General features: G+C 70.1%; 21 protein-coding genes and 1 other RNA gene. 10 read left to right on the forward strand and 12 right to left on the reverse strand.

Going from position 1 to position 22314, the window contains the following annotated elements:
• Nucleotides 1-41 precede the first annotated feature (41 nt).
• From ACQUS7_RS11110 to ACQUS7_RS11120, 3 genes are all read right to left on the reverse strand, one after another.
• Nucleotides 42-932 (reverse strand): carbohydrate ABC transporter permease, encoded by an 891-nt coding sequence (locus ACQUS7_RS11110; RefSeq protein WP_435129668.1) that lies wholly within the window; start codon nt 930-932, stop codon nt 42-44.
• Nucleotides 933-965: 33 nt separating this feature from the next.
• On the reverse strand, nt 966-2348 hold the full coding sequence (locus ACQUS7_RS11115; RefSeq protein ID WP_435147026.1) for an ABC transporter substrate-binding protein: 1383 nt from the start codon (nt 2346-2348) through the stop codon (nt 966-968).
• A 249-nt stretch (nt 2349-2597) separates the two neighbouring features.
• Nucleotides 2598-3347: a DUF7117 family protein gene (locus ACQUS7_RS11120; RefSeq protein WP_435129674.1), complete on the reverse strand. Its 750-nt coding sequence runs from the start codon at nt 3345-3347 to the stop codon at nt 2598-2600.
• 270 nt (nt 3348-3617) lie between these two features.
• Between ACQUS7_RS11120 and ACQUS7_RS11125 the strand changes: the two genes are divergently transcribed.
• Nucleotides 3618-4016 (forward strand): DUF7528 family protein, encoded by a 399-nt coding sequence (locus ACQUS7_RS11125; RefSeq protein ID WP_435147167.1) that lies wholly within the window; start codon nt 3618-3620, stop codon nt 4014-4016.
• Between the two features lie 61 nt (nt 4017-4077).
• Here ACQUS7_RS11125 and ACQUS7_RS11130 read toward each other — a convergent pair whose 3' ends face one another.
• A complete protein-coding gene (locus ACQUS7_RS11130) occupies nt 4078-4572 on the reverse strand; it encodes an adenylyltransferase/cytidyltransferase family protein (RefSeq protein ID WP_435129677.1) in 495 nt (164 codons plus the stop codon).
• On the reverse strand, nt 4569-5054 hold the full coding sequence (locus ACQUS7_RS11135; RefSeq protein ID WP_435147029.1) for a Mov34/MPN/PAD-1 family protein: 486 nt from the start codon (nt 5052-5054) through the stop codon (nt 4569-4571). Before ACQUS7_RS11135 ends, ACQUS7_RS11130 begins: the two co-directional genes overlap by 4 nt.
• A 307-nt stretch (nt 5055-5361) precedes the next feature.
• Between ACQUS7_RS11135 and ACQUS7_RS11140 the strand changes: the two genes are divergently transcribed.
• Nucleotides 5362-7269 (forward strand): DHH family phosphoesterase, encoded by a 1908-nt coding sequence (locus ACQUS7_RS11140; protein WP_435147031.1) that lies wholly within the window; start codon nt 5362-5364, stop codon nt 7267-7269.
• 33 nt (nt 7270-7302) lie between these two features.
• Here the strand turns inward: ACQUS7_RS11140 and ACQUS7_RS11145 are convergent, their stop codons facing one another.
• Nucleotides 7303-9234: a phospholipase D-like domain-containing protein gene (locus tag ACQUS7_RS11145; protein WP_435147033.1), complete on the reverse strand. Its 1932-nt coding sequence runs from the start codon at nt 9232-9234 to the stop codon at nt 7303-7305.
• Nucleotides 9235-9314: 80 nt separating this feature from the next.
• On the opposite strand from ACQUS7_RS11145, the gene ACQUS7_RS11150 reads away from it, so the two are divergent.
• The gene (locus ACQUS7_RS11150) at nt 9315-9554 is read left to right on the forward strand and encodes a hypothetical protein (protein WP_435129686.1); all 240 of its coding nucleotides are present in this window, start codon (nt 9315-9317) and stop codon (nt 9552-9554) included.
• A gap of 179 nt (nt 9555-9733) precedes the next feature.
• Here ACQUS7_RS11150 and ACQUS7_RS11155 read toward each other — a convergent pair whose 3' ends face one another.
• The gene (locus ACQUS7_RS11155; RefSeq protein ID WP_435147035.1) at nt 9734-11047 is read right to left on the reverse strand and encodes a HEAT repeat domain-containing protein; all 1314 of its coding nucleotides are present in this window, start codon (nt 11045-11047) and stop codon (nt 9734-9736) included.
• Between the two features lie 199 nt (nt 11048-11246).
• Here ACQUS7_RS11155 and dpsA point away from each other — a divergent pair, with 199 nt between their 5' ends.
• Nucleotides 11247-11795: a DNA starvation/stationary phase protection protein DpsA gene (gene dpsA / locus ACQUS7_RS11160; RefSeq protein WP_435129692.1), complete on the forward strand. Its 549-nt coding sequence runs from the start codon at nt 11247-11249 to the stop codon at nt 11793-11795.
• Nucleotides 11796-12003: 208 nt separating this feature from the next.
• On the opposite strand, the gene ACQUS7_RS11165 is transcribed toward dpsA, so the two are convergent.
• Nucleotides 12004-12177 (reverse strand): hypothetical protein, encoded by a 174-nt coding sequence (locus ACQUS7_RS11165; protein WP_435147038.1) that lies wholly within the window; start codon nt 12175-12177, stop codon nt 12004-12006.
• Nucleotides 12178-12342: 165 nt separating this feature from the next.
• On the opposite strand from ACQUS7_RS11165, the gene ACQUS7_RS11170 reads away from it, so the two are divergent.
• From ACQUS7_RS11170 to ACQUS7_RS11185, 4 genes are all read left to right on the forward strand, one after another.
• Complete coding sequence (locus ACQUS7_RS11170; RefSeq protein WP_435147040.1) at nt 12343-13443, forward strand: NADH:flavin oxidoreductase/NADH oxidase; 1101 nt, start codon at nt 12343-12345, stop codon at nt 13441-13443.
• Nucleotides 13444-13514: 71 nt separating this feature from the next.
• Nucleotides 13515-13883 (forward strand): AtzH-like domain-containing protein, encoded by a 369-nt coding sequence (locus tag ACQUS7_RS11175; protein WP_435147042.1) that lies wholly within the window; start codon nt 13515-13517, stop codon nt 13881-13883.
• Complete coding sequence (locus tag ACQUS7_RS11180; RefSeq protein ID WP_435147044.1) at nt 13883-14131, forward strand: hypothetical protein; 249 nt, start codon at nt 13883-13885, stop codon at nt 14129-14131. Before ACQUS7_RS11175 ends, ACQUS7_RS11180 begins: the two co-directional genes overlap by 1 nt.
• Before the next feature lie 72 nt (nt 14132-14203).
• Nucleotides 14204-17431: a glucodextranase DOMON-like domain-containing protein gene (locus ACQUS7_RS11185; protein ID WP_435147046.1), complete on the forward strand. Its 3228-nt coding sequence runs from the start codon at nt 14204-14206 to the stop codon at nt 17429-17431.
• A gap of 39 nt (nt 17432-17470) precedes the next feature.
• On the opposite strand, the gene ACQUS7_RS11190 is transcribed toward ACQUS7_RS11185, so the two are convergent.
• Complete coding sequence (locus ACQUS7_RS11190) at nt 17471-18430, reverse strand: zinc-dependent metalloprotease (RefSeq protein ID WP_435147048.1); 960 nt, start codon at nt 18428-18430, stop codon at nt 17471-17473.
• 185 nt (nt 18431-18615) lie between these two features.
• Here ACQUS7_RS11190 and ACQUS7_RS11195 point away from each other — a divergent pair, with 185 nt between their 5' ends.
• Complete coding sequence (locus ACQUS7_RS11195) at nt 18616-20010, forward strand: NAD(P)/FAD-dependent oxidoreductase (protein ID WP_435147050.1); 1395 nt, start codon at nt 18616-18618, stop codon at nt 20008-20010.
• Between the two features lie 73 nt (nt 20011-20083).
• Here ACQUS7_RS11195 and ACQUS7_RS11200 read toward each other — a convergent pair whose 3' ends face one another.
• From ACQUS7_RS11200 to ACQUS7_RS11210, 3 genes are all read right to left on the reverse strand, one after another.
• Nucleotides 20084-20353 (reverse strand): DUF7111 family protein, encoded by a 270-nt coding sequence (locus ACQUS7_RS11200; protein ID WP_435129712.1) that lies wholly within the window; start codon nt 20351-20353, stop codon nt 20084-20086.
• 115 nt (nt 20354-20468) lie between these two features.
• Nucleotides 20469-20782, reverse strand: an RNA gene (gene ffs, locus ACQUS7_RS11205) — signal recognition particle sRNA.
• 119 nt (nt 20783-20901) lie between these two features.
• A complete protein-coding gene (locus ACQUS7_RS11210) occupies nt 20902-21315 on the reverse strand; it encodes a DUF7548 family protein (protein ID WP_435147052.1) in 414 nt (137 codons plus the stop codon).
• Nucleotides 21316-21496: 181 nt separating this feature from the next.
• Here ACQUS7_RS11210 and ACQUS7_RS11215 point away from each other — a divergent pair, with 181 nt between their 5' ends.
• Nucleotides 21497-22270, forward strand: coding sequence for a hypothetical protein (locus ACQUS7_RS11215; RefSeq protein WP_435147054.1), 774 nt, complete (start codon nt 21497-21499; stop codon nt 22268-22270).
• Nucleotides 22271-22314 lie beyond the last annotated feature (44 nt).

Below are 22314 nucleotides of genomic sequence, written 5' to 3' on the forward strand. Positions count from 1 at the left end.
GTCGTTCGCGTCGGCCGTCCGCGTGGATTCCGTTGACATCGTTAGGCGTAGTGGGTGTGATTGTCGGTGTACCGAAGCTGGAGGTACATCAGGATCGAGACGATCGCGAACAGGACGACCGACTCGGCCGACGCCTTCCCGAGGCTACTGTAGGCGAACGCGTCGCGGTACAGTTTGAAGATGAGGAGGTTCGTGGCGTTGTTCGGGCCGCCGCTCGTCATCAGGTCCACAATCGGGAACGTACTGAAGAACGCGTAGATCGTGTTCATCACGACCAAGAAGACGAGCGTCGGCGAGATCAGCGGAACGTACACGCGGTAGAGCATCCGTAGTCGACCGACTCCGTCGATCTTCGCGGACTCGGTGAGCGTCTCGGGGACGTTGTTCAGCGCCGCGGTCAAGAAGATGATGTTGTAGCCGAGTTGCTTCCAGATCGCGACGATCGAGACGACGAAAAACGCCTGCGGACCGCTCGTGAACCAGTCGACCGACAGCCCGGTCGTCGACTCGACGGCGCTGGTGATGACGCCCAGATTCGGATGAAGCATGAACATCAGAATCGTCGCAGCCACTGCCGTCGGGAGCGCGTACGGCCAGATCGCGATCAGGAGGTAGCTGGACTCGCCGGCCTCGACCTCGAAGAGCAGGTACGAGACGAACAGCGATGCGGCGAGCGTCCCGACCACGACGACGGCGGCGAAGGCGAAGCTGACCACGACGCTGGTCCGGTACGCCTCCGAGGTCGCGAGCGTGACGTAGTTCTCCAGCCCGACAAACGTCTGTTTCGTCCCGAGCAGCAGCGTCTGGAAGAAGCTCAGCCGCACTGTCTGGAGTGCGGGGTAGTAGAGGAACGCGACGAGCACCACGGCTGTGGGGAGGAGGAGCAGTCCGGCCTGCAGCGTCGAATCGTACGGTTTCGTGAATTCGGCCATCGGATAGGAACTTCTGTGTGCTTGGAGGCCGCGTCAGGTCGCCTTCTGATTGTACGACTTGAGCGCGCTCTCGGCGTCGCTGTCGACTTTCTCGAGCACTTCGGTGACGTTCTGGTTCTCGTTCTGGATCATGCTCACGTACCCCTCCTCGACGATGGTCCGGACCTCCGTGAACGGCCCCATCAGAGCACCGCGCGTCGCCGGCATGTCCTCCGTCGCCCGGAGTTGTTCGATCGCCGTCAGGAAGTTGGGGTTCTGCTCGTAGAATCCCTCGCTCTTCAGCTGAGAGATGGCCTCCTCGCGGACGGGGAAGTAGCCCGTCCCTTTGTGCCACCGCTTCTGCTGTGCCGGCTTCGTCAGCCACGCCAGGAACTCTCCTGCGGCCTCCTTTTTCGCGTCTGAGAGGCTCGCGGGCGTCCACAGCGACGCCCCGCCGATGACGACGCCGTTCCGGACGCCGCCGGGCGTCGGAAGCCGCATCGTCCCGAGCTCGAACCCGTTCTGTTTCGCGCCCTGCTTCATCGGCGCGATACTCGACGTCGAGTAGCCGAGAATCCCTGTTTTCTGGGTCAAGAATGCCTGCTGCGCCTCCGACCACGCCTCGATGCCGGGGTTCAGGTACTGCCCCTGTTCGTAGAGGTCCACCCACCAGTTGAAGATCTTCTTCGAGGCGTCGCTCTGCAAGAAGAGCTCGGTGGCGCGGTCTGCGCGGCCGTTCTCGTGGTTGACGAACACCTCGCCCTGCTCCGCGAACCACTGCTCGACGAGCCAGGAGTGGTTCGGCCAGGTCGTCCCCTTGTCGACGACGCCCGCGTCGGTGAGGGTGTTCGCCGCGTCAGTGATCCCCTGGAACGTCGTCGGCGGGTTCTCCGGGTCGAGACCTGCCTCCTCGAAGGCGTTCTTGTTGTAGTAGAAGATCGCGTTCGAGGAGTTGAACGGCATCGAGTGGAGCTTTCCGTCGATCCGGTAGTAGCTCATCACCGAATCGAGGTAGTTGTCGAAGTTGACAGAGTCAGGGACGATGTTCTCGACCGGCGTGAACACTCCGCTGTCGATCGCCAGTTGCGTCCCGATCTCGAAGATCTGCGCGATCGCGGGCGGATTCCCCGCCTGCACCGCCGAAGTCGTTGCGTTCAGCGTCTCGCGGTAGCTCCCTTTCTGCGTCGCGGTCATCTCGATCCCGTCAGCCTGGCTCACGAAGTCGCTGACGAGCGAGTCGACCAGTTTCCCCAGGTCGCCGCCCATCGCGTGCCAGAACTTGATGCTGACCGCGTTTTCGGAAGCAGACCCGACGGTGGTGCCCGCCGTTCCACCGCTATCGCCCTGGGAGTTCTGCCCTGAACAGCCGGCAAGTCCAGCGACCGCTCCCACACCTGCGCTCTTCAGAAACGTCCGTCGAGAGTTGATCCGATCCATTGAAACTCGTCTGGGTCGACCCCGCGAGGGGTATAGTAAATTGATATTTTTGGTATGCTGTAGTATATCTAGTGACTTCCTCTCCGGTTCAGTACGCCACACTCTGAGGAATATATAGTGATAGTAGCAGCAACCGGATGAGTCTGAGACGGCGACTCCTCGCGTCGCTCGACGACGACTGATCGGCGTGAAGAGCCAACGGGCGCCGGTTTGGCTGTCGCTCGAATTTCGGATGTTCTGCGACGACTGTCAGACCGTGTCGATGCGGTCGCGGGCCGCGTCCAGCGAGTCGTCGTCGCCGGTGACGAGGTAGCGGCCGAGCGCCCGCGTCGCCTCGACGAGCGCGTCCGCCACCGCCGGGTCGACGTCGCCGTGGACGGCTTCGAGCTGTTTCGCGCGGTCGCGGAGCGCGCCGAGCGTCGTCCGCGCCTCGCCGTCGGGGTCGCCGGCGGAGCCGGTGCCGGAGTCGTCGTCAGCGTCGCCTGCGTCGTCGAGGGAGGTCGCGGCGTCGCGGCGGTACTCCAGGGTGGCCTGTGCGGCCGCGAGTCCGCGCGCCTCCCGCATCCGCGGGGGAACCTCGTCAGCGGCGGGCCGGTCGCCGGTGTCGGCGGCGCGGAGCAGCGCGGTCACGTACCACTCCTCGTCGTCGGTGCGGTCGCCGAGCCGCGCGTAGACGTCGGCGGCGTGGACGAGTTCGGCGGCGACGAGGTAGGCGTCGTCCAGCGGGAGGAGGTCGCCGCCGCGGATGAATCCGCGCTTCCGCAGGTAGGCTCTGCACGCGGATTTGACGTCGTCGGTCAGGTCCGCGAGCGGCGCGTCGTCGAGGCGGGAGAGAATCGGGTCCAGATTCAGTTCGGCGGGCGCGTCGGTGTGGCGTTTCCGTTCGCCGGTGCCGACGCTGTGCATGCTGCCGCACTCCGGGCAGGCGACGCTGCCCGTCTCGAAGTACGACCACCGGGCGCCGCAGTCCGTGCACTCGCGCTCGCCGCGAACCTCCATGGCGCGTCGTTGGTCGGCGCGAGAGAAAAAGGGCTCGCACGGCGCGACGCACCGACGGCCGAACGCGCCGGCGGCACCGGGTCGTGCCGGGTCGCACCGGGCATCTGTACGACCGCCTGATTTATCCAGGCCGGCTCGAACTATCGGTCACTATGTCGGTTCATCCGACCCTCGACGAGGATAGACGAAGTCGCCGCAAGGCGGCTGGCTGTGAAATCGGACGGTAACACGCTCACAGCCGCTGGCAGCGACGACGGACGCGGCGTTCTCCTGGAACTCGACGGCGACGAGCACCGGCTCTCCAGAGCGGAGGCGCGGCGGCTCAGGGATTCGCTGGGCGACGCGCTGACGCAGCGCCGGGAGTTCCTGTACACCGCCGGGACGCACCGCGAGGACGGCAGCTACGTCGTGGAGCGGCGCGGCGCGGACTCCGCCGGCCACAGCAAGGTGTTCGAGCGGTACGACGCGCTCGAACGGCTGTACGGCAGACTCCCGGACGCGTTCACGGCGGAGGCCGTCGGACGCACCGGGCTGACCGGCGGCCGGCGACACCTCGTGGTTCGGCACCTCGCGGAGCACCCCGCGTTCGACTGCGAACTCGTCTCGCGCCAGCCGCTCACCGTGCGGAAACGCGACCGGCCCGCCGAAGGCGACGAGGAGGGAGACTAATCCAGGAACCGCCGGCTACCGAGCGGAGAGAGCGGTCGAGAGTAATCGGGAGGGCTGCGGCTCAGTCGTCGGCGTCGACGCGCTCCTCGATGAGCTTGTCGATGATCCGGTTCGTGGAGAGCAGTTCGCCGTCGTACCGCGGTTCGCGGCCGGAGGCGCGCACGACCTCGGCGCCGATGTCGTTGGCGCGCAGCGACCGCCGGATGTCGTCGACGTCGTGGTGCTGGTCGAAGCCGAGTACGACGACGTCCGGGTCGATTTCGCGGACCGGGACGAAGAAGTCCTCCTCGTGGCCGAGGTGGGCCTCATCGACGACTTCGAGCGCCGCGACCATGTCGCGGCGCTGGCGGTCCGGGCACACCGGCGACGGCTTGTGGGTGACGTTGCGGTCGCGGGCGACGATGACGTGGAGTTCGTCGGCGCGGGAAGCGGCCTCCGAGAGGTAGTGGAGGTGGCCGGGGTGCAGCAGGTCGAACGTCCCCTGCGCCAGCGCCTTCGTCGGTGCCGACTCGTCCGCGGCGTCGTCCGCTCCGGCCGCTGTGTCGTCGCCGGTCATTCTCGGAGCTCCGCGTCGATGTCGTCCTGCGTGAAGTCGAAGAACTCGTCCTCGTCGGGGAGCGCCACGTCGATGACGTCGAGGTCGCGCGGCTCGCCGTCGGCGTCGAACGCCTGCCACGTCTCCCGCTCGTACGGCGCGCCGACGATGATGTGGACGTCGCCGGCGTGGAACGTCGCGAGGTCGGCGCTGGACGGCTGGAGGACGCCGTTCGGGTGGGAGTGAATCGACCCGACGGCTTTCGCGCCGTTCGGAATCAGCTGCTCTTGGACCGTCGCGCTCTCCGGCGTCGACGACGTCCCCGGGATGACGAGGACGTCGGTGACGACGACGCCGTCCCGGTCGAGCCCGAGGTCGGCCGCGTTCGTCCCGCGCAGGAAGCCCATGTACTCGTTCGGGTGCGTCTCGCGGGACGCTTCCAGCGCGAACTCCAGGGTGTCGGCTGCGATGCCGAGCACCTGGTCCGACCGGAACAATCGCATACCCGTACTCCGGTCGGTCGCCTTCTAAGCGTGTCGACTGCGATGCCGAGCGAAGCGAGGCATCGACGGTCGCCGGCGAGGTCCCGGGGCCGAGGCGGCACTTGAACCGAGCGGAGCGAGGCATCGACGGTCGCCGGTGAGGTCTCTGGGCCGAGGCGGCACTTGAACCGAGCGGAGCGAGGCATCGACGGTCGCCGGTGAGGTCTCTGGGCCGAGCCGGCACGTGAATCGAGCGAAACAGAACACCGCCAGTCGGCGGCGCGGACGATTAACAACCTTTTCACGGCTCGTCGCCCTACCGGTAGCTATGACTGACTCATCCGCCGGGGATTCCGGCGATGCGGGGGACGCGGATTCGCGTCCCATCGTCTACGACCTCGCGCCCGACTGCACGCTGACCGACGTCGACGTCGGCGCGCGCTACCACGCGACCGTGAACGGCGTCGTGGAGTACGGCGTGTTCGTCGACCTCTCCGAGAACGTTTCGGGGCTGCTCCACGAGTCGAACCTGAACGGCGAGGAGTACGACGTCGGCGACGACGTCGTCGTGAAACTCGAGGAGATCAAGGAGAACGGCGACGTGTCGTTCGCGCTCGCCGACGTCGACGACTACCGGACGCTCGACGTCGAACACGAGCCGGAAATCACGGCGGTCGACGACGCCCGCGTCGGCGAAACCGTCACCGTCGAGGGCGAAATCACGCAGATCAAGCAGACCGGCGGCCCGACCATCTTCCACGTCGCCGACGAGACCGGCATCATCGGCGCCGCGGCGTTCGAGGAGGCCGGCGTCCGCGCGTACCCCGCCGTCGAGGTCGGCGACCTCGTCCGGCTGAACGGGACCGTCGAGGAGCACGAAGGCGAGACGCAGCTCGAAGTCGAGGGCATCACGGTGCTCGAAGGCGACACGGCCGCGACCGCCCGCGAACGGCTGGACGAAGCGACGGCCGAGCGCGCAGAGCCGGCGTCGGTGGAGCCGCTCGTGGAGTGGGAGGCGTTCGAGTCGCTGCGCGAGGAGCTCGCGGAGGTCGCGCGGCTGCTCCGCCGCACCGTGCTCGAGGGCCGACCGATTCGGATTCGGCACCACGCCGACGGCGACGGGATGTGCGCGTCGATTCCGGTGCAGCTCGCCCTGGAGAACTTCATCGACGAGGTGCACGCGGACGACGACGCCGCGCGGCACCACCTGAAGCGGCTGCCGAGCAAGGCGCCGTTCTACGAGATGGAGGACGTCACCCGCGACCTGAACTTCGCGCTGGAGGGGCGCGCCCGCCACGGCCAGAAGCTCCCGTTCCTCCTGATGCTCGACAACGGCTCCACGGAGGAGGACGTTCCGGCGTACAAGAACCTCACGCACTACGACGTCCCCATCGCCGTCGTCGACCACCACCACCCGGACCCGGAGGCGGTGAACGACCTGCTCGACGCCCACGTCAATCCGTACCTGCACGGCGAAGACTACCGCATCACGACCGGGATGATGTGCGTCGAACTCGCCCGGATGATCGACCCGAGCCTCACCGACGAACTCCGGCACGTCCCGGCGGTCGCCGGGCTCTCGGACCGGTCGAAAGCCGAGGTGATGGACGAGTTCGTCGAGCTCGCCGGCACCGCGGGCTACGACCGCGACGAACTTGGCGACATCGGCGAAGCGCTCGACTACGCCGCCCACTGGCTCCGCTACAGCGAGGGGAAGACGCTCGTGAACGACGTGTTGAACGTCGGCTGCGACGACGAGAGCCGGCACCACGAACTCGTGGAGTTCCTCGCGACACGCGCCGCCCGCGACGTCGACGAGCAGCTCGAAATGGTCGAGCCGCACGTCGAACACGAGACGCTCGAGTCCGGCGCGCACCTGTACACCGCCGACCTGGAGAACTTCGCGCAGCGGTTCACGTACCCCGCGCCGGGGAACACGACCGGCGAACTCCACGACCGGAAGGTCCGCGAGCACGGCGAACCAGTCATCACCATCGGCTACGGCCCGGACTTCGCCGTGCTCCGCAGTGACGGCGTCCGGCTCGACATCCCGCAGATGGTGACCGAACTGAACGAGGAGGTCACGGGCGGCGGCGTCTCCGGCGGCGGCCACCTCGTCGTCGGCTCCATCAAGTTCGTGAAGGGCCGCCGCGAGGACGTCATCGACGCGCTCGTCGAGAAGATGGGCGAAGCGGAACTCGACGAGGAACTGTCGAGCACCGCGACGCTGGACTGACCCGCGAGCCGCGCGGCGAGCCGTACGGTAAACTCAGTCCGTTTCGCCTCCTCTGCTCTCTCGATTCGGACCGACACGTTCACCGTCAGCGTCGCCAGCGCTGTTGGTGCCGACGGCGCCGTCGGCGTCAACCCCGAATCCTGACCGACCGGTGTCGGATTGGCCGGTACTGGGCTGGCTGGTGCCGGACCGCCCACCGGTCCACACCGGGTCATCCGCGGCCAGTTCCGATTCCAAGCCTGACCGACGGTTTCGGCCGCCGAGTTCGATTCGGCGGCGGGCGTACAGCACGGCGCCGGCGACGGAGGCGACCGCCACGACGACGAGCAGCGGCGGAACGGGCCGGCCGGCCGTCCAGCCACCGACGCCGCCGTCGGCGCTCGCCGTCCAGTCAGCGGTGAACACCTGCCGGTAGTAGGCCGCGGCGGCTTCGCCGCGGAGCGAGACGAGCACTTCCCTGTTCTCGTGGGCGCTCGTCGGGTTCCAGTTGAGCGACCCGACGACGGCGACGTCGTCGGCGACGACGCCTTTCGCGTGCACCTTCTCGTACCGGCCCGCCGGCGACGCGAGGCGCGCCTCGAACGGGACGCCAGCCCGGTCTGCCCACCGGTTTAGTTGGTCGACGAGCGCCGTGTTCGTCTCCTGGACGTACCACGCGCTCGACAGCAGGAGCCTGACGCGGACGCCGCGCTCCGCGGCGCGTCGACAGGCGGCGAGCAGCGGCCCCGGTTCGACGGTCGGCTGAATCACGTCGACTCGGCGGTCGGCGTCGTCGACGACGTTCACGACTGCCGCCTCGGCGTTCCCCGGCGCAGTCAACACCGTGGCGTTCGGCCGCCCGACGCGGGAGGGCTCGAACCGGGTCGGGAACCGACCGGTGGCGGCGTCGGCGTCGCTGAACGTCCGTCCGCGCCGGTATTGGCGCCACGGAACCGCGTCGCGCCACCCTGCGTCGGCGGCGAACACCGCGGCGAGTTCGTCGGCGGCCGCGGCGGAGTCGAGCCGCACTCCCCAGCCGCGGCTGCTGCGGCCGCCGACGCCAGCCGGCTTCCAGTTCTCGGTGAGGACGACAGCGGTGTCGTCGGCGACGGCGTACTTCGCGTGGTGGAACCGGACCCGCGCGTACGGGCCGGAGACGGCCCGCACGTCGACGCCGGCGGCGACGAGGTCGTCGAGCAGCCGCGCCTGCGTCTTCGTTACGCCGCCGACCGGGGCGCCCTCGACCAGCACCCGGACGGTCGCTCCGCGTTCGGCGGCGTCCGCGAGCACGGCGGCGGTCCGCTCGGATTCGAAGGTGTACGCGGCCAGCAGCAGCCGGTCGTCGGCGCCGCGGAGCGAGTCGACCGCGGCGGACGGCGCGTCCGGCAGAACGAACGCGGTCGCGTCCGCTCGACCGACGACGGCGGGGGCGCGGTGGTCGAGGCCGACCGGTCGCCAGTGACGTTTGCCGCTCCGGAGCCACCGCTCTCCCTCCGGGGCGTCGCGGTACCGAACCGCGTCGACGGCCGCTGACTTCGCTCCGCTCGGCCCGCTGTCGCGGGAGCGGTTCGTCTGCCGACGCACCGTGATTCGTTCGCCGCTGTTCGACAGGTCCAGCCCGCCGTCGACGACTCTGCCGTCCGGGGCGCCGAGGGGGCTACTCCGGTTCGCGGTGAGAACCACGGCCTCGGCCGTCTCCGTGGTGACGGTCGCCGTCGTCTCTCCGTCGGTGACGCTCCAGTTCCCCGGCGGCAGGCGGACGAGCACGTATTCGCCGGCGTCGCCGTCGGCCACCGGGTTCGGGTACAGCTCGATGATTCGCGGCCGCGGTGCGGCCGCGCTGGCATCCGTGGAGGGTTGCGTCGCGGCTGTTCCTGCGGTCGCGGGGGGTCCCGAGGCGGCAACGGCTCCGGGACCGCAGACGGCGACGAGCAGCACCGCGACGGCGACGACGGACTCGGCCGCGGAGACTGACGCGGATGACACAGCCTGTCTGGCCGCGCCTTCTGGTTTGAATCTTCGCCGACCTCCGGAGCGTTTTTGCGTCGCGGCCGCGCCGTTCCTGCATGGTCACGCTCGCCGAAGTGCTGCGGCTCGCCGGCGCCGCGCTGGGCGCGGTCGGCGGTACGCTCCTGTTTCTCGAACTGTTTCAGGTGCCGTCGTACGTCCGGTACAACGAGGAGTTCGGCAGCTACGACATCGACATCGCGCCGAACGAACTCACCGAACACACGAACCTCGGCCGCGCCGGCGCGCTGCTCATCTCCGTCGGCTTCACGCTGCTGTTCCTCGGCGAACTCGCCTGACACGGAGGCAAATCTGACGGCGGCTTCGGCCGGTACCGCTCCGGTTCTGCGCCGTTTTCGTGACCGTCGTCCACCCGTGCCTGTAGCCGAACCGGCGGTGAGGGCCCAGCGACGGAACTGAAAACGAGAACCGGTCGGAGCGACCGAGCCGGAAGGGGACGCGAACGGGGCGAGGAGCGTTACGCTGCTGCTTCGGGCTCGGCGTCGGAGCCGGCGTCGAGGGCGTCGCGCGCCTTCTGCGCCTCGGTCTGGACGATGAACACGGACTCGTCGGTGTACTCCGCGGCGGCTTCGAGCGCCGCCTCGGTACCGATCTGTCTGAGCGCCCACAGCGCGGCCGCGCGGACCGAGTCGCTGTCGTCGTCAGCGGCGGCGTCGGCGAGCGGGTCGACGGCGCGGGTGTCGCCGATGAGGCCGAGCGCGCGGGCGGCGAACGGCCGGACCTCGTCGTTCTCCATGACGAGCTTGTTCGCGAGCGGCTGGACGGCGTCGGAGTCGCCGATTCGGCCGAGCGCCTTGAACACGACTTTCTGGAGCTGCGGGTTCGAGTCGGAGTCGACGTACTCGACGAGCGTCTCGACGGCGTCGTCCGCCGCCATCGTTCCGAGCGCTTCGATTGCGGGCTGGTCGCGCTTCTGTGCGCGCTCGTGCATCGCCTCGAACGCGTCGTCGTCGTTCATCCGGATGAGCGCGTTCAGGCAGTGCTCCTCCATGAACTCCGACTGGAGGGAGTCGAGCGCGAGCAGCACCATCTCGACGTTCCCGCGCGTCTCCCACTCTTTCAGCGCGGCGAGCTCGACCGGGAAGTCCTTGTAGTGGCCGAGCGGGTCGTAAAAGCCCTGTGCGCGGAGCTGCTCGTGCGTTTCGAGGTCGTCCCACTCCTCGGCGGCCTCCAGCCCGTCGGCGAGCGCGTCGGTCGCCTCGACGAGCGCCGCGATGGTGTCGGCGTCGTCGTCGGCGTCCAGGCCGGCGTCTTCGACGGCGTCGACGGCCGCGTCGAGGCTCTCGGCCAGTTCGTCGGAGTCGGTCGTCCCGGGGGCGACGGTGAGGTCGGCGTCGAGCGCGTCGCCGGCGGCGTCGGCGAACTCGGAGACGACGCCGGGCAGGTCGGCCTCGCCGTCCTCGGTCCACCGCGTGTCCCGCAGCGTCGACTGCGCGTCCTCGATGGCAGAGACGACGTCTTCGGCGTACGGGCCGCGCTGGGCGTCGACGTCGTCGCGCAGGTCCGACAGCCGCGACTCCAGTTGCTCGCGCGGGTCCTCCGCGTCCTCGTCCTCCTCGTCCGGTTCGGGGAGGGACGCGGCTTCGAGGTCGGCTTCGACGTCGTCGAGCGTTTCCTCGACGTCGTCGAGGTCTGCCTCGGTTTCGGCTGCCTCGAGCGCGTCGGCGGCCTCGTCGAGCCGCGCGTCGAGGTCCTCGGCGGACACGTCGGGTGCCGGGACGTCCTCCCCCGCCTCCTCGGACTGCTCCTCGGCGGACTCGTCGTCACTCATACTCGTGGGTCGGCGTGACGGCTACAAGGGCGTTTCCCTTCCCGCCGCGGGGAGCCGCCCCGCCTCGGGCCGCGGCGGCGCCGAAGCCGTCAGGGAACTATCCCGAATCCGCGCGACCGGCAACCGATGTTTTTGATTCACAAACCTCTGTTTCCGAAAGTGAATCTTTATGTGGATTCAGATGGAAGTAGGGAGTGCAATGAGTACCCAAAAGAACGTCGTGAAATCCGAAGGCGAAGTGACCGGCTCCGAGGCCCTCCGAGTCGACGCCGACCGCGCGTCTCAGCTCGTCGACGCGCTGAACACCGACCTCGCGGCGACGTACGTCCTGTACCACCAGCTCAAAAAGCACCACTGGAACGTCGAGGGAGCGGAGTTCCGCGACCTCCACCTGTTCCTCGGCGAGGCCGCCGAGGAGGCCGAGGAGTTCGCGGACGAACTCGCAGAGCGGGCGCAGGCGCTCGGCGGCGTCCCGCACGCCTCCGGCGCGACGCTCGAAGAGAAGGCGCCCGTGACCCCCGAAGACGAGGACGTCTACGACATCCGGACGTCGCTCGAACACGACATGGAGATGTACGGCGACATCATCGAGACGCTCCGCGAACACGTCGAACTCGCCGAGAACCTCGGCGACCCGACGACCGCGGAACTGCTCCGCGAGAACCTCGTGGACGTCGAAGACGCCGCCCACCACATCGAACACTACCTCGAAGACGACACGCTGGTCCTCGACGGCGCCACCAAGTAACCGCGCCGACGAACCGGCCGAAACGCCGCTTTTGTCCTATTCTCTCCGAAGAACCCATTTTCGCGTTCGACGCATCCGCCGCCCCGACACCGCCGTCGCTGTCGGTCCCTCGTCAGTGGCAGACGACTCCGTCGAACCGACCGACGGCCGAACCGTGGTCGCTGAGCCGTTCCGTGAGCGGGGTCCGTGCAGTCGGCGAGGCGCCGCGTCAGCGACGCGCCTGAACGGTGAAGTCGGTCGAAATCCAGCCGTCGCGGTTCCCGTCCTCGGTGAACACGGTTCTGTCCGGGCTGGACTGGTGTGCCGAGACGGCACCTGATTCGTCCGCTTCCGGCGTCGGCTCGGCGTCTTCAGCGAGGTGCTCCGGCTCGCGTGCTCCCATTACCTCCCCGTCGCAGCCGGACGGACATATACATTTTGGTCTGCCTAAATCCCTCGGCGCGGCCGCGGCCCGGCCGGCGCCACCGAGGGACGGTTTCGGCTCCGGGGTGGCGGCAAGCCCGTCTGTCGCCGGCAGCAGTTTCAACCCCGCGGCCGAACCGGCGGCATGGTCGAGAGCCTGTTCTCACCGCTGACGCTCCGGGGCACCGAGATTCCGAACCGCGTGTTCGTCTCGCCGATGTGCCAGTACTCCGCGACGGACGGCATGCCGAACGACTGGCACCTGGTCCACCTCGGCAGCCGCGCCGTCGGCGGCGCCGGGCTCGTGCTCTCGGAGGCGACCGCCGTCTCCCCCGAGGGCCGAATCACGCCGAACGACGTCGGCATCTGGACGGACGAACAGCGTGACGCCTGGTCCCGCGTGACGGAGTTCGTGCGGTCACAGGGGTCCGTCCCCGGGATTCAGCTCGCACACGCCGGCCGGAAAGCGTCGACCGCGCAGCCGTGGGAGGGCGGCGACCCGGTGCCGCTCGACGAGGGCGGCTGGGAGGTCGTGGCTCCGAGCGAGAAGCCGTATCCGCGCGACGGCGACGAGCATCCGACGCGGCGACTCTCGACGGACGAAATCGCCGGCGTCGTCGACGACTTCGCCGCCGCCGCCGAGCGCGCGTCCGACGCCGGCTTCGAGGTCGTCGAGGTGCACGCCGCACACGGCTACCTGCTCCACGAGTTCCTCTCGCCGGTCGCGAACGACCGCGACGACGACTACGGCGGCAGCTTCGAGAACCGGACCCGGCTGCTCCGGGAAGTCGTCGGCGCGGTCAGGGCGGCGTGGCCCGACGACGAGCCCGTGTTCGTCCGCATCTCCGCGACCGACTGGCTGGACGAGGAGGCGTCGTGGGACGTCGAACAGTCCGCGCGGCTCGCCCCGCTGCTCGCCGACGCCGGCGCCGACCTCGTCGACGTCAGCTCCGGCGGCATCTCGCCGGCGCAGAACATCACGTACACCGGGCCGAACTACCAGCTCCCGTTCGCCGAGACCATCCGCGAACACGTCCACGACGAGGGCGCCGACATCGCGGTCGCGTCCGTCGGCGGCATCACCAGCCCCGAGCAGGCGGAGGCCATCGTCGCGAACGAGCGCGCCGACGCCGTGCTGATGGCCCGCGAGTTCCTGCGGTCGCCGTACTGGCCGCTGCACGCCGCCCGCGAACTCGGCGAGGACGTCGAGTGGCCGGTGCAGTACCGCCGCGCGAAGCCGCGGTAATCGCCGGTCGGTTACTCGGCCGCGTGCGGAAAAGCGCCGTCTTGAAGCCCTCCGCGGCCCTGCCGTGACGCATGACTCCTGCAGAGGCGGTCCGTGCGTACTACGACGCGCTCCGGGCGGGCGAGGCGCTCGCACCGTTCTTCCTGGAATCGCCGACCGTCGTGAAAGTCGGCGTCACCGAGCGGCTCGTCGGCTACGCGGAAATCGCCCGCGGGCTGCGCGAACAGACGCGGACGACCGACGACTGGGTGGTCGAGAGCCGCGACCTTCGGACCGTCGACCGCGACGGGTTCGCGGCGTTCAGCGACGACGTCCGACTGGAGTGGTACGACACCGAGTCGTTCGAGGAGCACGCCCACGACACCCGGTGGAGCGGGACGCTCGCCGACACCGACGACGGCTGGCGAGTCGCCGGGATGCACGTGTCGGTGGCGGAGTGATGGTCGGCCCGAGCCTCTCGGACGACGAGCAGCGCGACGCGAACCGGCGCATCAAGGCGCTCTCCGTCCTGTTCGTCGGCGGGTCGACCGGCCTGGTCGCGTTCCAGGCGGGCGGCTCGGCCACCGAAATCGCGGCGAGCGTCGCTGTCGGCCTCGTCGCCGGCCTGTTCCTGCTGTGGTTCACCCTCCGGACCCTCGGCGAACTGACCCCGGACCGGAGCCGCGACCGGAGACGGCGAGAGCGGTGACGGACGTACAGGTACTCGTAACCGAATTAACATCCCAAAACAATCATTGAGGTTCGGCCGTTCCACCTCTCCGTGCGACGACGAACCTTCATGAAAGGAATCGGCGCGGCCGGCGTGGTGTCGCTTGGTGCGGCACCGGCGGCGGGCGCGCCGTCAGGGGGGAGCGACGCGACGTGGACGACCGGCGAACAGTACGGTGTGGGGACCGTCGCCGACCACGACGACCCGGACTCGCGGGCGTGGTTCGCGCTCACCGAGGGCGCGCTGGCCGGTCTCCGCTTCCCTCGAATCGACCTCATCAACGTTCGGACGGTGGACTTCCTCGTCGCGGACCCCGACGCGGGCTACGCGGCGCGGACGCACAACGTCAGCCGGACCGACGACGACGAGGACACGGTGCGCCGACGCGTGGAGCCGACGGCCGACGACGCGCTGCTGTTCCGGCACGTGGTCACCGAGACCGCGGACGAGCGCGCCTGGACGCTGACCGCCGAGTACGCCGCCGACCCCGACGGCGACGCGGTTCTCGCGGACGTGACGTTCGAGTCCGACGGCGGCCGCTACGACGTCTACACCGTAGTAGACCCGGCGTGTTCGATGTCCGCCCGCGGCGACGCGGCCCGCGTCGCCGGGTCGGAGCCGACCGGGAACGGCAAGGCGCACGGGAGAGGTGCGCGCGGCTTCGAGCTTCGGGCGTTCGACACCGGCGCGTTCGACGACGAGGCGGTCGTGCTTCACGACGACGGTGAGCCGTACACCGTGGCGCTCGCCGCCGTCGCCGACCGCGGCTTCGAGTGGGCGACCGCAGACGTGGTCGGCGGCGACGCGCTCTCGCCACTCCTCGTCGACGGCGCCGCCGACGCGCGATACGACGCCGCCGAAGGCAACGTCGCGCTCGTGGGGCGACTCGGAGCCGACACCCGACGGCTCTCGGACACCGTCTCCGTCGGCTTTGCCGAGGAGGGCGACGACGACGTCGCGGTCGAGACGGCCGCTGCGGCGCTCGACCGCGGCTTCGGCGGCGTCCGCGCGAGGTACCGGAAGTCGTGGCGCGACTACCTCCGGACGCTCGACCGGCCGGACAGCGTCGGCGACGACGCCCAGTACGACGCCGCGGCGATGACGCTGAAGGCGGCGGACTCCAAGCAGTTCCCGGGCGCCGGACTCGCCAGCCCGTCGGTGCCGTGGGGCGACGCGACGGCGGCGAACCGGCCGTCTGACTACGGCTACAACTTCGTCTGGGCGCGCGACCTGTACCAGGCGTTCACGGCGATGCTCGGCGCGGGTGACCGGCACAGCGCCCGCGAGGCCGTCGAATACATCTACGAGAGACAGCAGGACGTCTCCGGGTTCATCCCGCAGAACACGTACGTGGACGGCCGGACGCGGTGGGGCGGCGAGCAGATGGACAACATCTCGTTCCCGGCGGTCATGACGTACGCGCTCGCCGAGGCTGGCGTCGGATTCGACGACCTGTCGTTCGGCTACGACGACGTCGCCCGGTCCGCGGACTACGTCGCCGCGAACGGTCCCGAGTCCGGGCAGGAACGCTGGGAGGAGGAGTCCGGCTACTCGCCGTCGACGATCGCCGCCGAAATCGCCGGGCTCGCCTGCGCCGCCGCGCTCGCCGACGACGAAGGGGAGCGCGGCGACGCGCTGGCGTACCTAGGTGTCGCCGACGAGTGGCAGGCCGGCGTCACCGACTGGACCGCCACGACCACCGGCTCGCTGTCGGACGACCCGTACTTCGTCCGTATCAGCGACGACGCGGACCCGGACGACGGCGCCCAGCGCGGCCTCGCGAACGGCGGGCCGACGCTCGACGAACGCGTAATCGTCGACGCCGGGTTCCTCGAACTCGTCCGGCTCGGAGTGCTCCCCGCGGACGACGCCGTCGTGGAGAACTCCGTCGACGTCGTCGACGACGAAATCCGCGTGGAGACGCCGAACGGCCCGGCGTTCTACCGGTACACGGGGGACGGCTACGGCGAACAGGGCCGCGACGAGAGCGATAGCCTGCCCGCAGGAGCGCCGTGGGGCGCCGACGGCGACAACGCGGGCCGCGGCCGCCTCTGGCCCATCTTCACCGGAGAACGCGGCGAGTACGAACTGCTCGCCGGCGGCGACGCGGCCGCGCTGCTCGACGCCATGTCGTCGTTCGCCAACGACGGCCGCATGATTCCCGAGCAGGTGTGGGACCGGCCCGAGCCGACCGACTACGGGTGGACGTTCGGTGAAGGCACCGGGAGCGCCACGCCACTCTCGTGGTCGATGGCGCAGTACGTCCGGCTCGCACACGGCGTCGACGCCGGCGAGCCGGTCGAGACCCCCGGAATCACTCGGAGCCGCTACGCCGAGGGCGCGGTGCCGGACGGGCCGTCGCTCGACGTCCAGTTCCCGGCGGACGTGACGGCGGCCGGGACGGCGACCGTCTCCGGGCGGACCGACGGCGAGGAGGTCGTCGTGAAGACCGCGGACGGCACGCAGTACGTCGACGGTGGCGGCGAGTTCTCCGTCGACGTCTCGGTGCCTGACGGCGCGCTCGACGTCACGGTGGTCGCCGGCACCGGCGGCGACGTCTCGTCGCTCGGAACCACGGTCGCCAGAGAGACCGTCACCGGCATCGACGTCGGCGACGCCGTCGGTTCGTTCGCGGACCCGGTCGGCGACGACGCCGGCCCCGGCGGCTACACCTACCCGACCGCGTCCGTGTTCCGAGACGGCGTCTTCGACATCGAGTCGTTCGACGTCTACGAGACGGACGACGAGTGGCAGTTCCTCTACCGGCTCGCCGGGCCGCTCACGAACCCGTGGGGCGGCGACCAGGTGAGCCTCCAGACCTTCCACGTCTACCTGCGGAACCCGGAGCAGTCGGGCGGGGCGACCGCCGCCCGCGAAGGCGTCTACGCGGACTTCGAGGCGCCGTACCACCGGCGCGTCGTCGTCGAGGGATTCGTCCAGCCCCGAGTCGAGGCCGCCGACGGAACGACGGTGACGACGGACGTCGAAGTCACCGGGTACGGCGCGGTCGACGCGGTGAAAATCGCGGTGCCGAAGACCGCCGTGCCGGACGTGACGGCCGCGGAGTTCTCGCCGCTGCTGCTCGGCCAGGACGGCTACAACACGGGGCGGATTCGGCACGTCTACGCCGACAACGGCGGCTACGCGTTCGGCGGCGGCCGCGACGACACCGCGGACCCGAACGTCATCGACCTCGTGACGCCGGACGGCGTCGACAACGCCGACGCGCTCAGCTACACGGCCGACCGCCCGGCGACCATCCCGTACGTCTCGCTGTGAATCGGGGTCCGGGCCGCAGCCACGGACGCGGCCCGCCGCTCACGCGACCCGGCTGAGCCAGCGCCCCGGGTCGTCCAGTTCGGCTTCGCGCGGGAGGTTCTCGGGTCGCTCCCAGACGAGCGACGCCGTGGCGAGGTCGGTTCTGTCGGCGACGGCCGCGAAGAAGTCGGCGCCGCGCTCGTACTGCTGCCGCTTGACGTCGAGGCCGAGCAGCCGCTTGATGAGCCGCGTCAGCGGGTCGCCGCCGCCGCGCTGCTCGTCGAGTTTCTCGCGGAGGTCGGCGTACTCCTCGTCGAACGCGCGGTCCATCAGCAGCTCCGCGTACCCCTCGACCGCCGTCATCGCCGTGTTGAGGTCGTCGAACGACGCCCGGCTCAGCGTCCCGTTCGCGAGGTCTTCGGCGCCCTCCTCGACGCGCGCCTCCAGGTAGTCCGACAGCCACGGCGCCGCGCCGAACTCGGCGGCGTGCGCCACCTCGTGGAACGCGATCCAGCGGCGGAACCGCGGGTAGCCGACGCCGAGTTCGACGGCCGCCGCCCGGATGTTCGGGCGGACGAAGTAGAGGCCGTGGTCGTCGGCGCCGTCGGCGAGCAGCAGCGGGTCGTACTGGCCGAGGACGTTCCGCGCGAGGAACGCGAGCGTCACCGCCATCGTCCCGCTGTTCACCGACCGCGCGACCCCGGGGAGGAACGACGAGCGCTGCGATTTGAGCGGTCGGAGGACGCGCTCGAACGTCTCGACGTTCGCGTCGATCCAGTGGTGCCGGCTCTGCACCTCGACGGAGTCCGGGAGGTCGAAGTCGACGCCGCTCGCCGACCGGAGGCCGTCGCGGGCCGCCCGGACGTCGTCGGCGTAGCCGTTCAGCTCCGCCTCGCCCATCGACAGGTCGCCCGGCTCGCAGCCGCCTTTCGCGGCCTCCGCGACGGCGTCCCAGTCGATGACGCCGTCCGGCTCGTCGGCGGCGCCCGCCAGCGCGCGGACGCTCCGTGAGATATCCATACCGGCCCTCGGGGTGGAGCCGGGATAGGTCTTCTGCGGCGCCGGCTCCGCGCAGTCAGAGCGACGCGTCCGCGGCGCGACGGGGGTGCGGCCTGGGCGGTGCAGTCCGCACTCGGGGCGGTGCAGTCCGTGGCCGGGCGCGCAGTTCGGGGGGTTTAATATCGACTGCGGCCGCCGTTGGAAGCATGGAACGAGTCGACGTCGCCGTCGTCGGCGGCGGCCCGGCCGGGTCGGCGGCGGCGCACGCGGCGGCCTCCCGCGACGCGGACGCGCTCGTCCTGGAGAAGGGCGTGCCGCGCGCGGACCGCGACCGCCTCGGACCGGACTCCACGGACGCCGCCGGCATCCTCGACTACTGGGTCGACATCATGGGGATACACCCGGACGACTTCCCGGAGGGCGTCTTTCAGCAGCGGCTCGACCGCGCCGAGTTCGTCGGGCCGACCGAGTCGTGCACGCTCCGGTCGACCGGTATCGACTCCAGTTACGACAGCTTCGGCTTCACGATGCACCGCGCTCGCTTCGACGACTTCATGCGCGACCGCGCGGAGCAGGCGGGCGCCGAGTACCGCACCGGCGCCTCCGTCAAGGACGTCGAGACGGCGCTGGACGCCGGCGTCGGCGGCGACCAGCCGCGGCACCTCCTGAAGGTCGGCGGCGGCGACGAAATCGGCGCCGACTTCCTGGTGCTCGCCGACGGCCCGCAGCGCACAGTCACGAACCGGGTGCTCGACGGGCTGCTTCCCGACGACCAGGCCGCCTCCGACCGCCTCGCGTCCACGAAGAACAACCACATCGCCTACCAGGAGTACCGGCGGTTCCCCGAGGAGGTGTACGAGGAGGTTTCGGGCGGCATCACGTTCTGGTGGGGAGTCATGCCGGGCCACACCGCCTACCCGTGGGTGTTCCCGAACGCGGACCGCGTCTGCCGCGTCGGGCTCACGATGCCCATCGGGATGGACCTCGACGACGTCGACGACCGCGAGGCGTACGCGCTCATCCGCGAGGACGACGACCGAATCCCGTCCGGCAAGGAGTACGTCAGGCGGCTCCTCGAACGCGAATACGGCGACGAGTACGACGTCGAGGAGGACTTCCCGGTCGTTGAGGACGCCGGGAAGTCGAAGGGCACCGAGACGTACCCGATTTCGTCGACGCGGCCCATCGAGTCCCCGGCTCGGGCCGGCATCGCCGTCGCCGGCGGCGCGATGGGCGCGACCTCAGCGTTCCACGAGGGCGGCGACCACGTCGCGGTCCGGACCGGCGCCATCGCCGGCGAACTCGCAGCGCGCGGCGACATGACCGACTACAACGACCGCTGGCACGACGCCATCGGCGACGAGGTGCTGCGGAACGTGACGATGGCGAAGATGTGCCGGAACTACGGGCCGAGCGACTGGGACAGCGCGTTCCGAACCGGCCGGAAGATGCTGGCTGACGCCGACGGCTACGAAATGTTCGACCAGCGGTTCGCCGCCGGCTTCGGCGCCGCGAAGCTCCTGTTGCAGTACCGCTGGCACAAGTGGGGGTTCCGGAACCGCGGCTACGTCCAGCTCACCGAAGACGAGTACGTCTACTGACCCGCTGCGCCGCGTCCCCTTCGGCTCCTCGGCGCGAATCTCTGGTTCCGTCCCGTTCGTTCTCGAAGGCCGTTCACATCCCCATGTCGGCCGCCTCGTCGGGAATCGGGAGGTCCGTCGGCGCGACGCCGAGCAGTTCGGCGGCGTGGTCGAGCGCCATGTCGAAGCCGTAGTACCGCTCCAGTTCGTCGCCGTCGGCCGACCGCCGAACCTTCAACATCGCGTACCCCTCCGTGTTCTGGGCGATGGCGGCGGTGCGGCCGTCCGCGTCGAACTCCAGCAGCCGCTCCGTGTCGGTCTCTCTGTACGTCGCCTCGACGTCGACTCCGTCCGCGTCGCTCATGCGTGGCCGTTCGGCCGCCCGGTATTCGACGGTTCCGGTGGCGAGTCGCCCCGGCGCCGCGCCGGGTCGAACGCGCGGACGGCGCCGCGGATGGCGAAGGTGAAGTCGGTATGAATAGCGGACGGGTCGGCGTTGCCCGGGAGTCCGCCGTGGGGAATCCCGGTCGCCTCCTCCGCCCCGCGACCCGACGAGCGACATACGTCCGGCGGTGGGCTGCTCGCTTCCGCGCCTGACCCAGTGCCGCCGACGAACCCCGGAACCGCACCCCTGCGGGTGCGTCCCGGCGGACCGCTGTCCCCGGCGGACGAGGCTTCGACGTCGGCTTCCGGGGCCCACGACGGGTGTCCCGGACGCCGCCGACGTTCGGCCCCCGCTAAAGACTCTATCGCGGGTTTCGAGCAGGGCCTAACTGCCCGGCCTAGTCCACGACTTCGGTAGGCGACTCCGACTTAAGGGCCTTGCGGTCCCGACGCAGTCACGCGAAACCGCCGGGTCGACGCGGCGGTCGCGCGACGGTCACGCGGCGCCGACGCGGCTGCGACGCCCGGTTACAGCGCCTCCGACGCGTAGGCCGCGGCGCTCACGGGCACGGTCGCCGCGAGGGCGACGACGACCCAGCGGTGCATCGTAATCCACTGCGCCGACGCCGGGAACGAAAACAGGTTCTGCTGGTCGACCGCGAGCGCCCAGCCGACGGTGGCGGCGAGCAGCGCGACGGCTGCGACGACGGCGATGCCGGCGACCATCACGTCGTCGGTGTGCGACTGCCGCCCGGAGAGGAACACGACGAGCAGCAGGACGGCCAGGAAGACGACGGCGCCGACGCCGACCGGGCCGGACGCGTAGTAGACGCCGAGGCCGGTTCCGGGCTCCGAGATGAGCGCGAACGGCGCGGCGAGCGCAGCCAGCACGGCGAGACAGCCGACCATCCCCGCGGTCAACGCAGCGTCAACACGGTCCATGTTCCGAGTGTCGGGCCGGCGGGCACTTAATCGGTTCTCGTTGTGGCGGAGCGCCGGAGGCGACGCGGAGGCAACGCGGGGGAAGCGACCCGGCGGAGGCTGCGGACAGCCCGCGTCCTGCTGCGCTGTGCGTCGCCGCTCGGCCGACCGCTTTTCAGTCGGCCGGGACAATCGGCCGGACATGGAGACGAGCCCAGCGGACGACGTCCCGCTCACCGGGTCGGAGCTGTCGGCGCTCGCGGACGCGCTCGAATCCGGCGACGACACCGAGGTGGACCTGTCGGACGTCACCGGCGGCGAAATCGAGGCGGTCGCGCGAGCGGTCGCGCTCCGCAGCGCGCTCACCGAGACCGCTGCGCGGGAGGCGCTCGCGGCCGAACTCACGGACCGGACGCGCGACGCACCCACCCTCGACGCCGAGGCCCCGACCGACGACCCGGCGTCGGCGCTCGACGCGCCACCGGTCGACGACAGGACCGCGGAATCGCCGCTGTCGGACGGCCCGGTCGACGAGTCACCGCCCGGTCCGACCGAGCCGCTCCACCGCGCCGTCAGGCCCGAATCTGCGCCGGCGGCGCAGTCAGAGGCGGCCGCGTCGGGAAGCCACGGGCGACCAGCCTCCGCCGGAGGCGACGAAGCCGCGGGCGGGCGGCCGCGCGGAGCGTCGGCGCCGAGGCGGCACCGTCGGGGCGGCGGTGAGACCGATACGTCGCCGGGGGTCGCCGGCGTCGACCACGAATCCGAGGCGGTGTTCAAAGCGACGCTCCGGGAGGACGGCAGCGTGTCGGTCCCCGAACCGGAGCGGTCCGTCCTCGGACTCGACGCGGGCGAGACGGTGCAGGTGCAGGTGCACCGGGTCGCCGACGCGGATGTCGGAGACGGTGGGCGCGGTGGAGACGGCGGGGACGGCGGGATCGACGGGAACGGTGGAGGTCGCGACGGCCCGGCAGAGTAGCAGAACAGTCGAAATCGAGCGGCTCGGCGTGGAACTGCGGTGCG

The sequence above is a fragment of the Halobaculum sp. P14 genome, assembly GCF_051195155.1.
GTDB lineage: Archaea > Halobacteriota > Halobacteria > Halobacteriales > Haloferacaceae > JBNTKA01.

What these genes read in the sequence shown, in the direction of transcription:
- ACQUS7_RS11110 (WP_435129668.1), bottom strand. Translation starts at nt 932, where the DNA reads ATGGCCGAATTCACGAAACCGTACGATTCGACGCTGCAGGCCGGACTG.
- ACQUS7_RS11115 (WP_435147026.1), bottom strand. Translation starts at nt 2,348, where the DNA reads ATGGATCGGATCAACTCTCGACGGACGTTTCTGAAGAGCGCAGGTGTG.
- ACQUS7_RS11120 (WP_435129674.1), bottom strand. Translation starts at nt 3,347, where the DNA reads ATGGAGGTTCGCGGCGAGCGCGAGTGCACGGACTGCGGCGCCCGGTGG.
- ACQUS7_RS11130 (WP_435129677.1), bottom strand. Translation starts at nt 4,572, where the DNA reads ATGACCGGCGACGACACAGCGGCCGGAGCGGACGACGCCGCGGACGAG.
- ACQUS7_RS11135 (WP_435147029.1), bottom strand. Translation starts at nt 5,054, where the DNA reads ATGCGATTGTTCCGGTCGGACCAGGTGCTCGGCATCGCAGCCGACACC.
- ACQUS7_RS11140 (WP_435147031.1), top strand. Translation starts at nt 5,362, where the DNA reads ATGACTGACTCATCCGCCGGGGATTCCGGCGATGCGGGGGACGCGGAT.
- ACQUS7_RS11150 (WP_435129686.1), top strand. Translation starts at nt 9,315, where the DNA reads ATGGTCACGCTCGCCGAAGTGCTGCGGCTCGCCGGCGCCGCGCTGGGC.
- ACQUS7_RS11155 (WP_435147035.1), bottom strand. Translation starts at nt 11,047, where the DNA reads ATGAGTGACGACGAGTCCGCCGAGGAGCAGTCCGAGGAGGCGGGGGAG.
- dpsA (WP_435129692.1), top strand. Translation starts at nt 11,247, where the DNA reads ATGAGTACCCAAAAGAACGTCGTGAAATCCGAAGGCGAAGTGACCGGC.
- ACQUS7_RS11165 (WP_435147038.1), bottom strand. Translation starts at nt 12,177, where the DNA reads ATGGGAGCACGCGAGCCGGAGCACCTCGCTGAAGACGCCGAGCCGACG.
- ACQUS7_RS11170 (WP_435147040.1), top strand. Translation starts at nt 12,343, where the DNA reads ATGGTCGAGAGCCTGTTCTCACCGCTGACGCTCCGGGGCACCGAGATT.
- ACQUS7_RS11175 (WP_435147042.1), top strand. Translation starts at nt 13,515, where the DNA reads ATGACTCCTGCAGAGGCGGTCCGTGCGTACTACGACGCGCTCCGGGCG.
- ACQUS7_RS11180 (WP_435147044.1), top strand. Translation starts at nt 13,883, where the DNA reads ATGGTCGGCCCGAGCCTCTCGGACGACGAGCAGCGCGACGCGAACCGG.
- ACQUS7_RS11190 (WP_435147048.1), bottom strand. Translation starts at nt 18,430, where the DNA reads ATGGATATCTCACGGAGCGTCCGCGCGCTGGCGGGCGCCGCCGACGAG.
- ACQUS7_RS11195 (WP_435147050.1), top strand. Translation starts at nt 18,616, where the DNA reads ATGGAACGAGTCGACGTCGCCGTCGTCGGCGGCGGCCCGGCCGGGTCG.
- ACQUS7_RS11200 (WP_435129712.1), bottom strand. Translation starts at nt 20,353, where the DNA reads ATGAGCGACGCGGACGGAGTCGACGTCGAGGCGACGTACAGAGAGACC.
- ACQUS7_RS11210 (WP_435147052.1), bottom strand. Translation starts at nt 21,315, where the DNA reads ATGGACCGTGTTGACGCTGCGTTGACCGCGGGGATGGTCGGCTGTCTC.
- ACQUS7_RS11215 (WP_435147054.1), top strand. Translation starts at nt 21,497, where the DNA reads ATGGAGACGAGCCCAGCGGACGACGTCCCGCTCACCGGGTCGGAGCTG.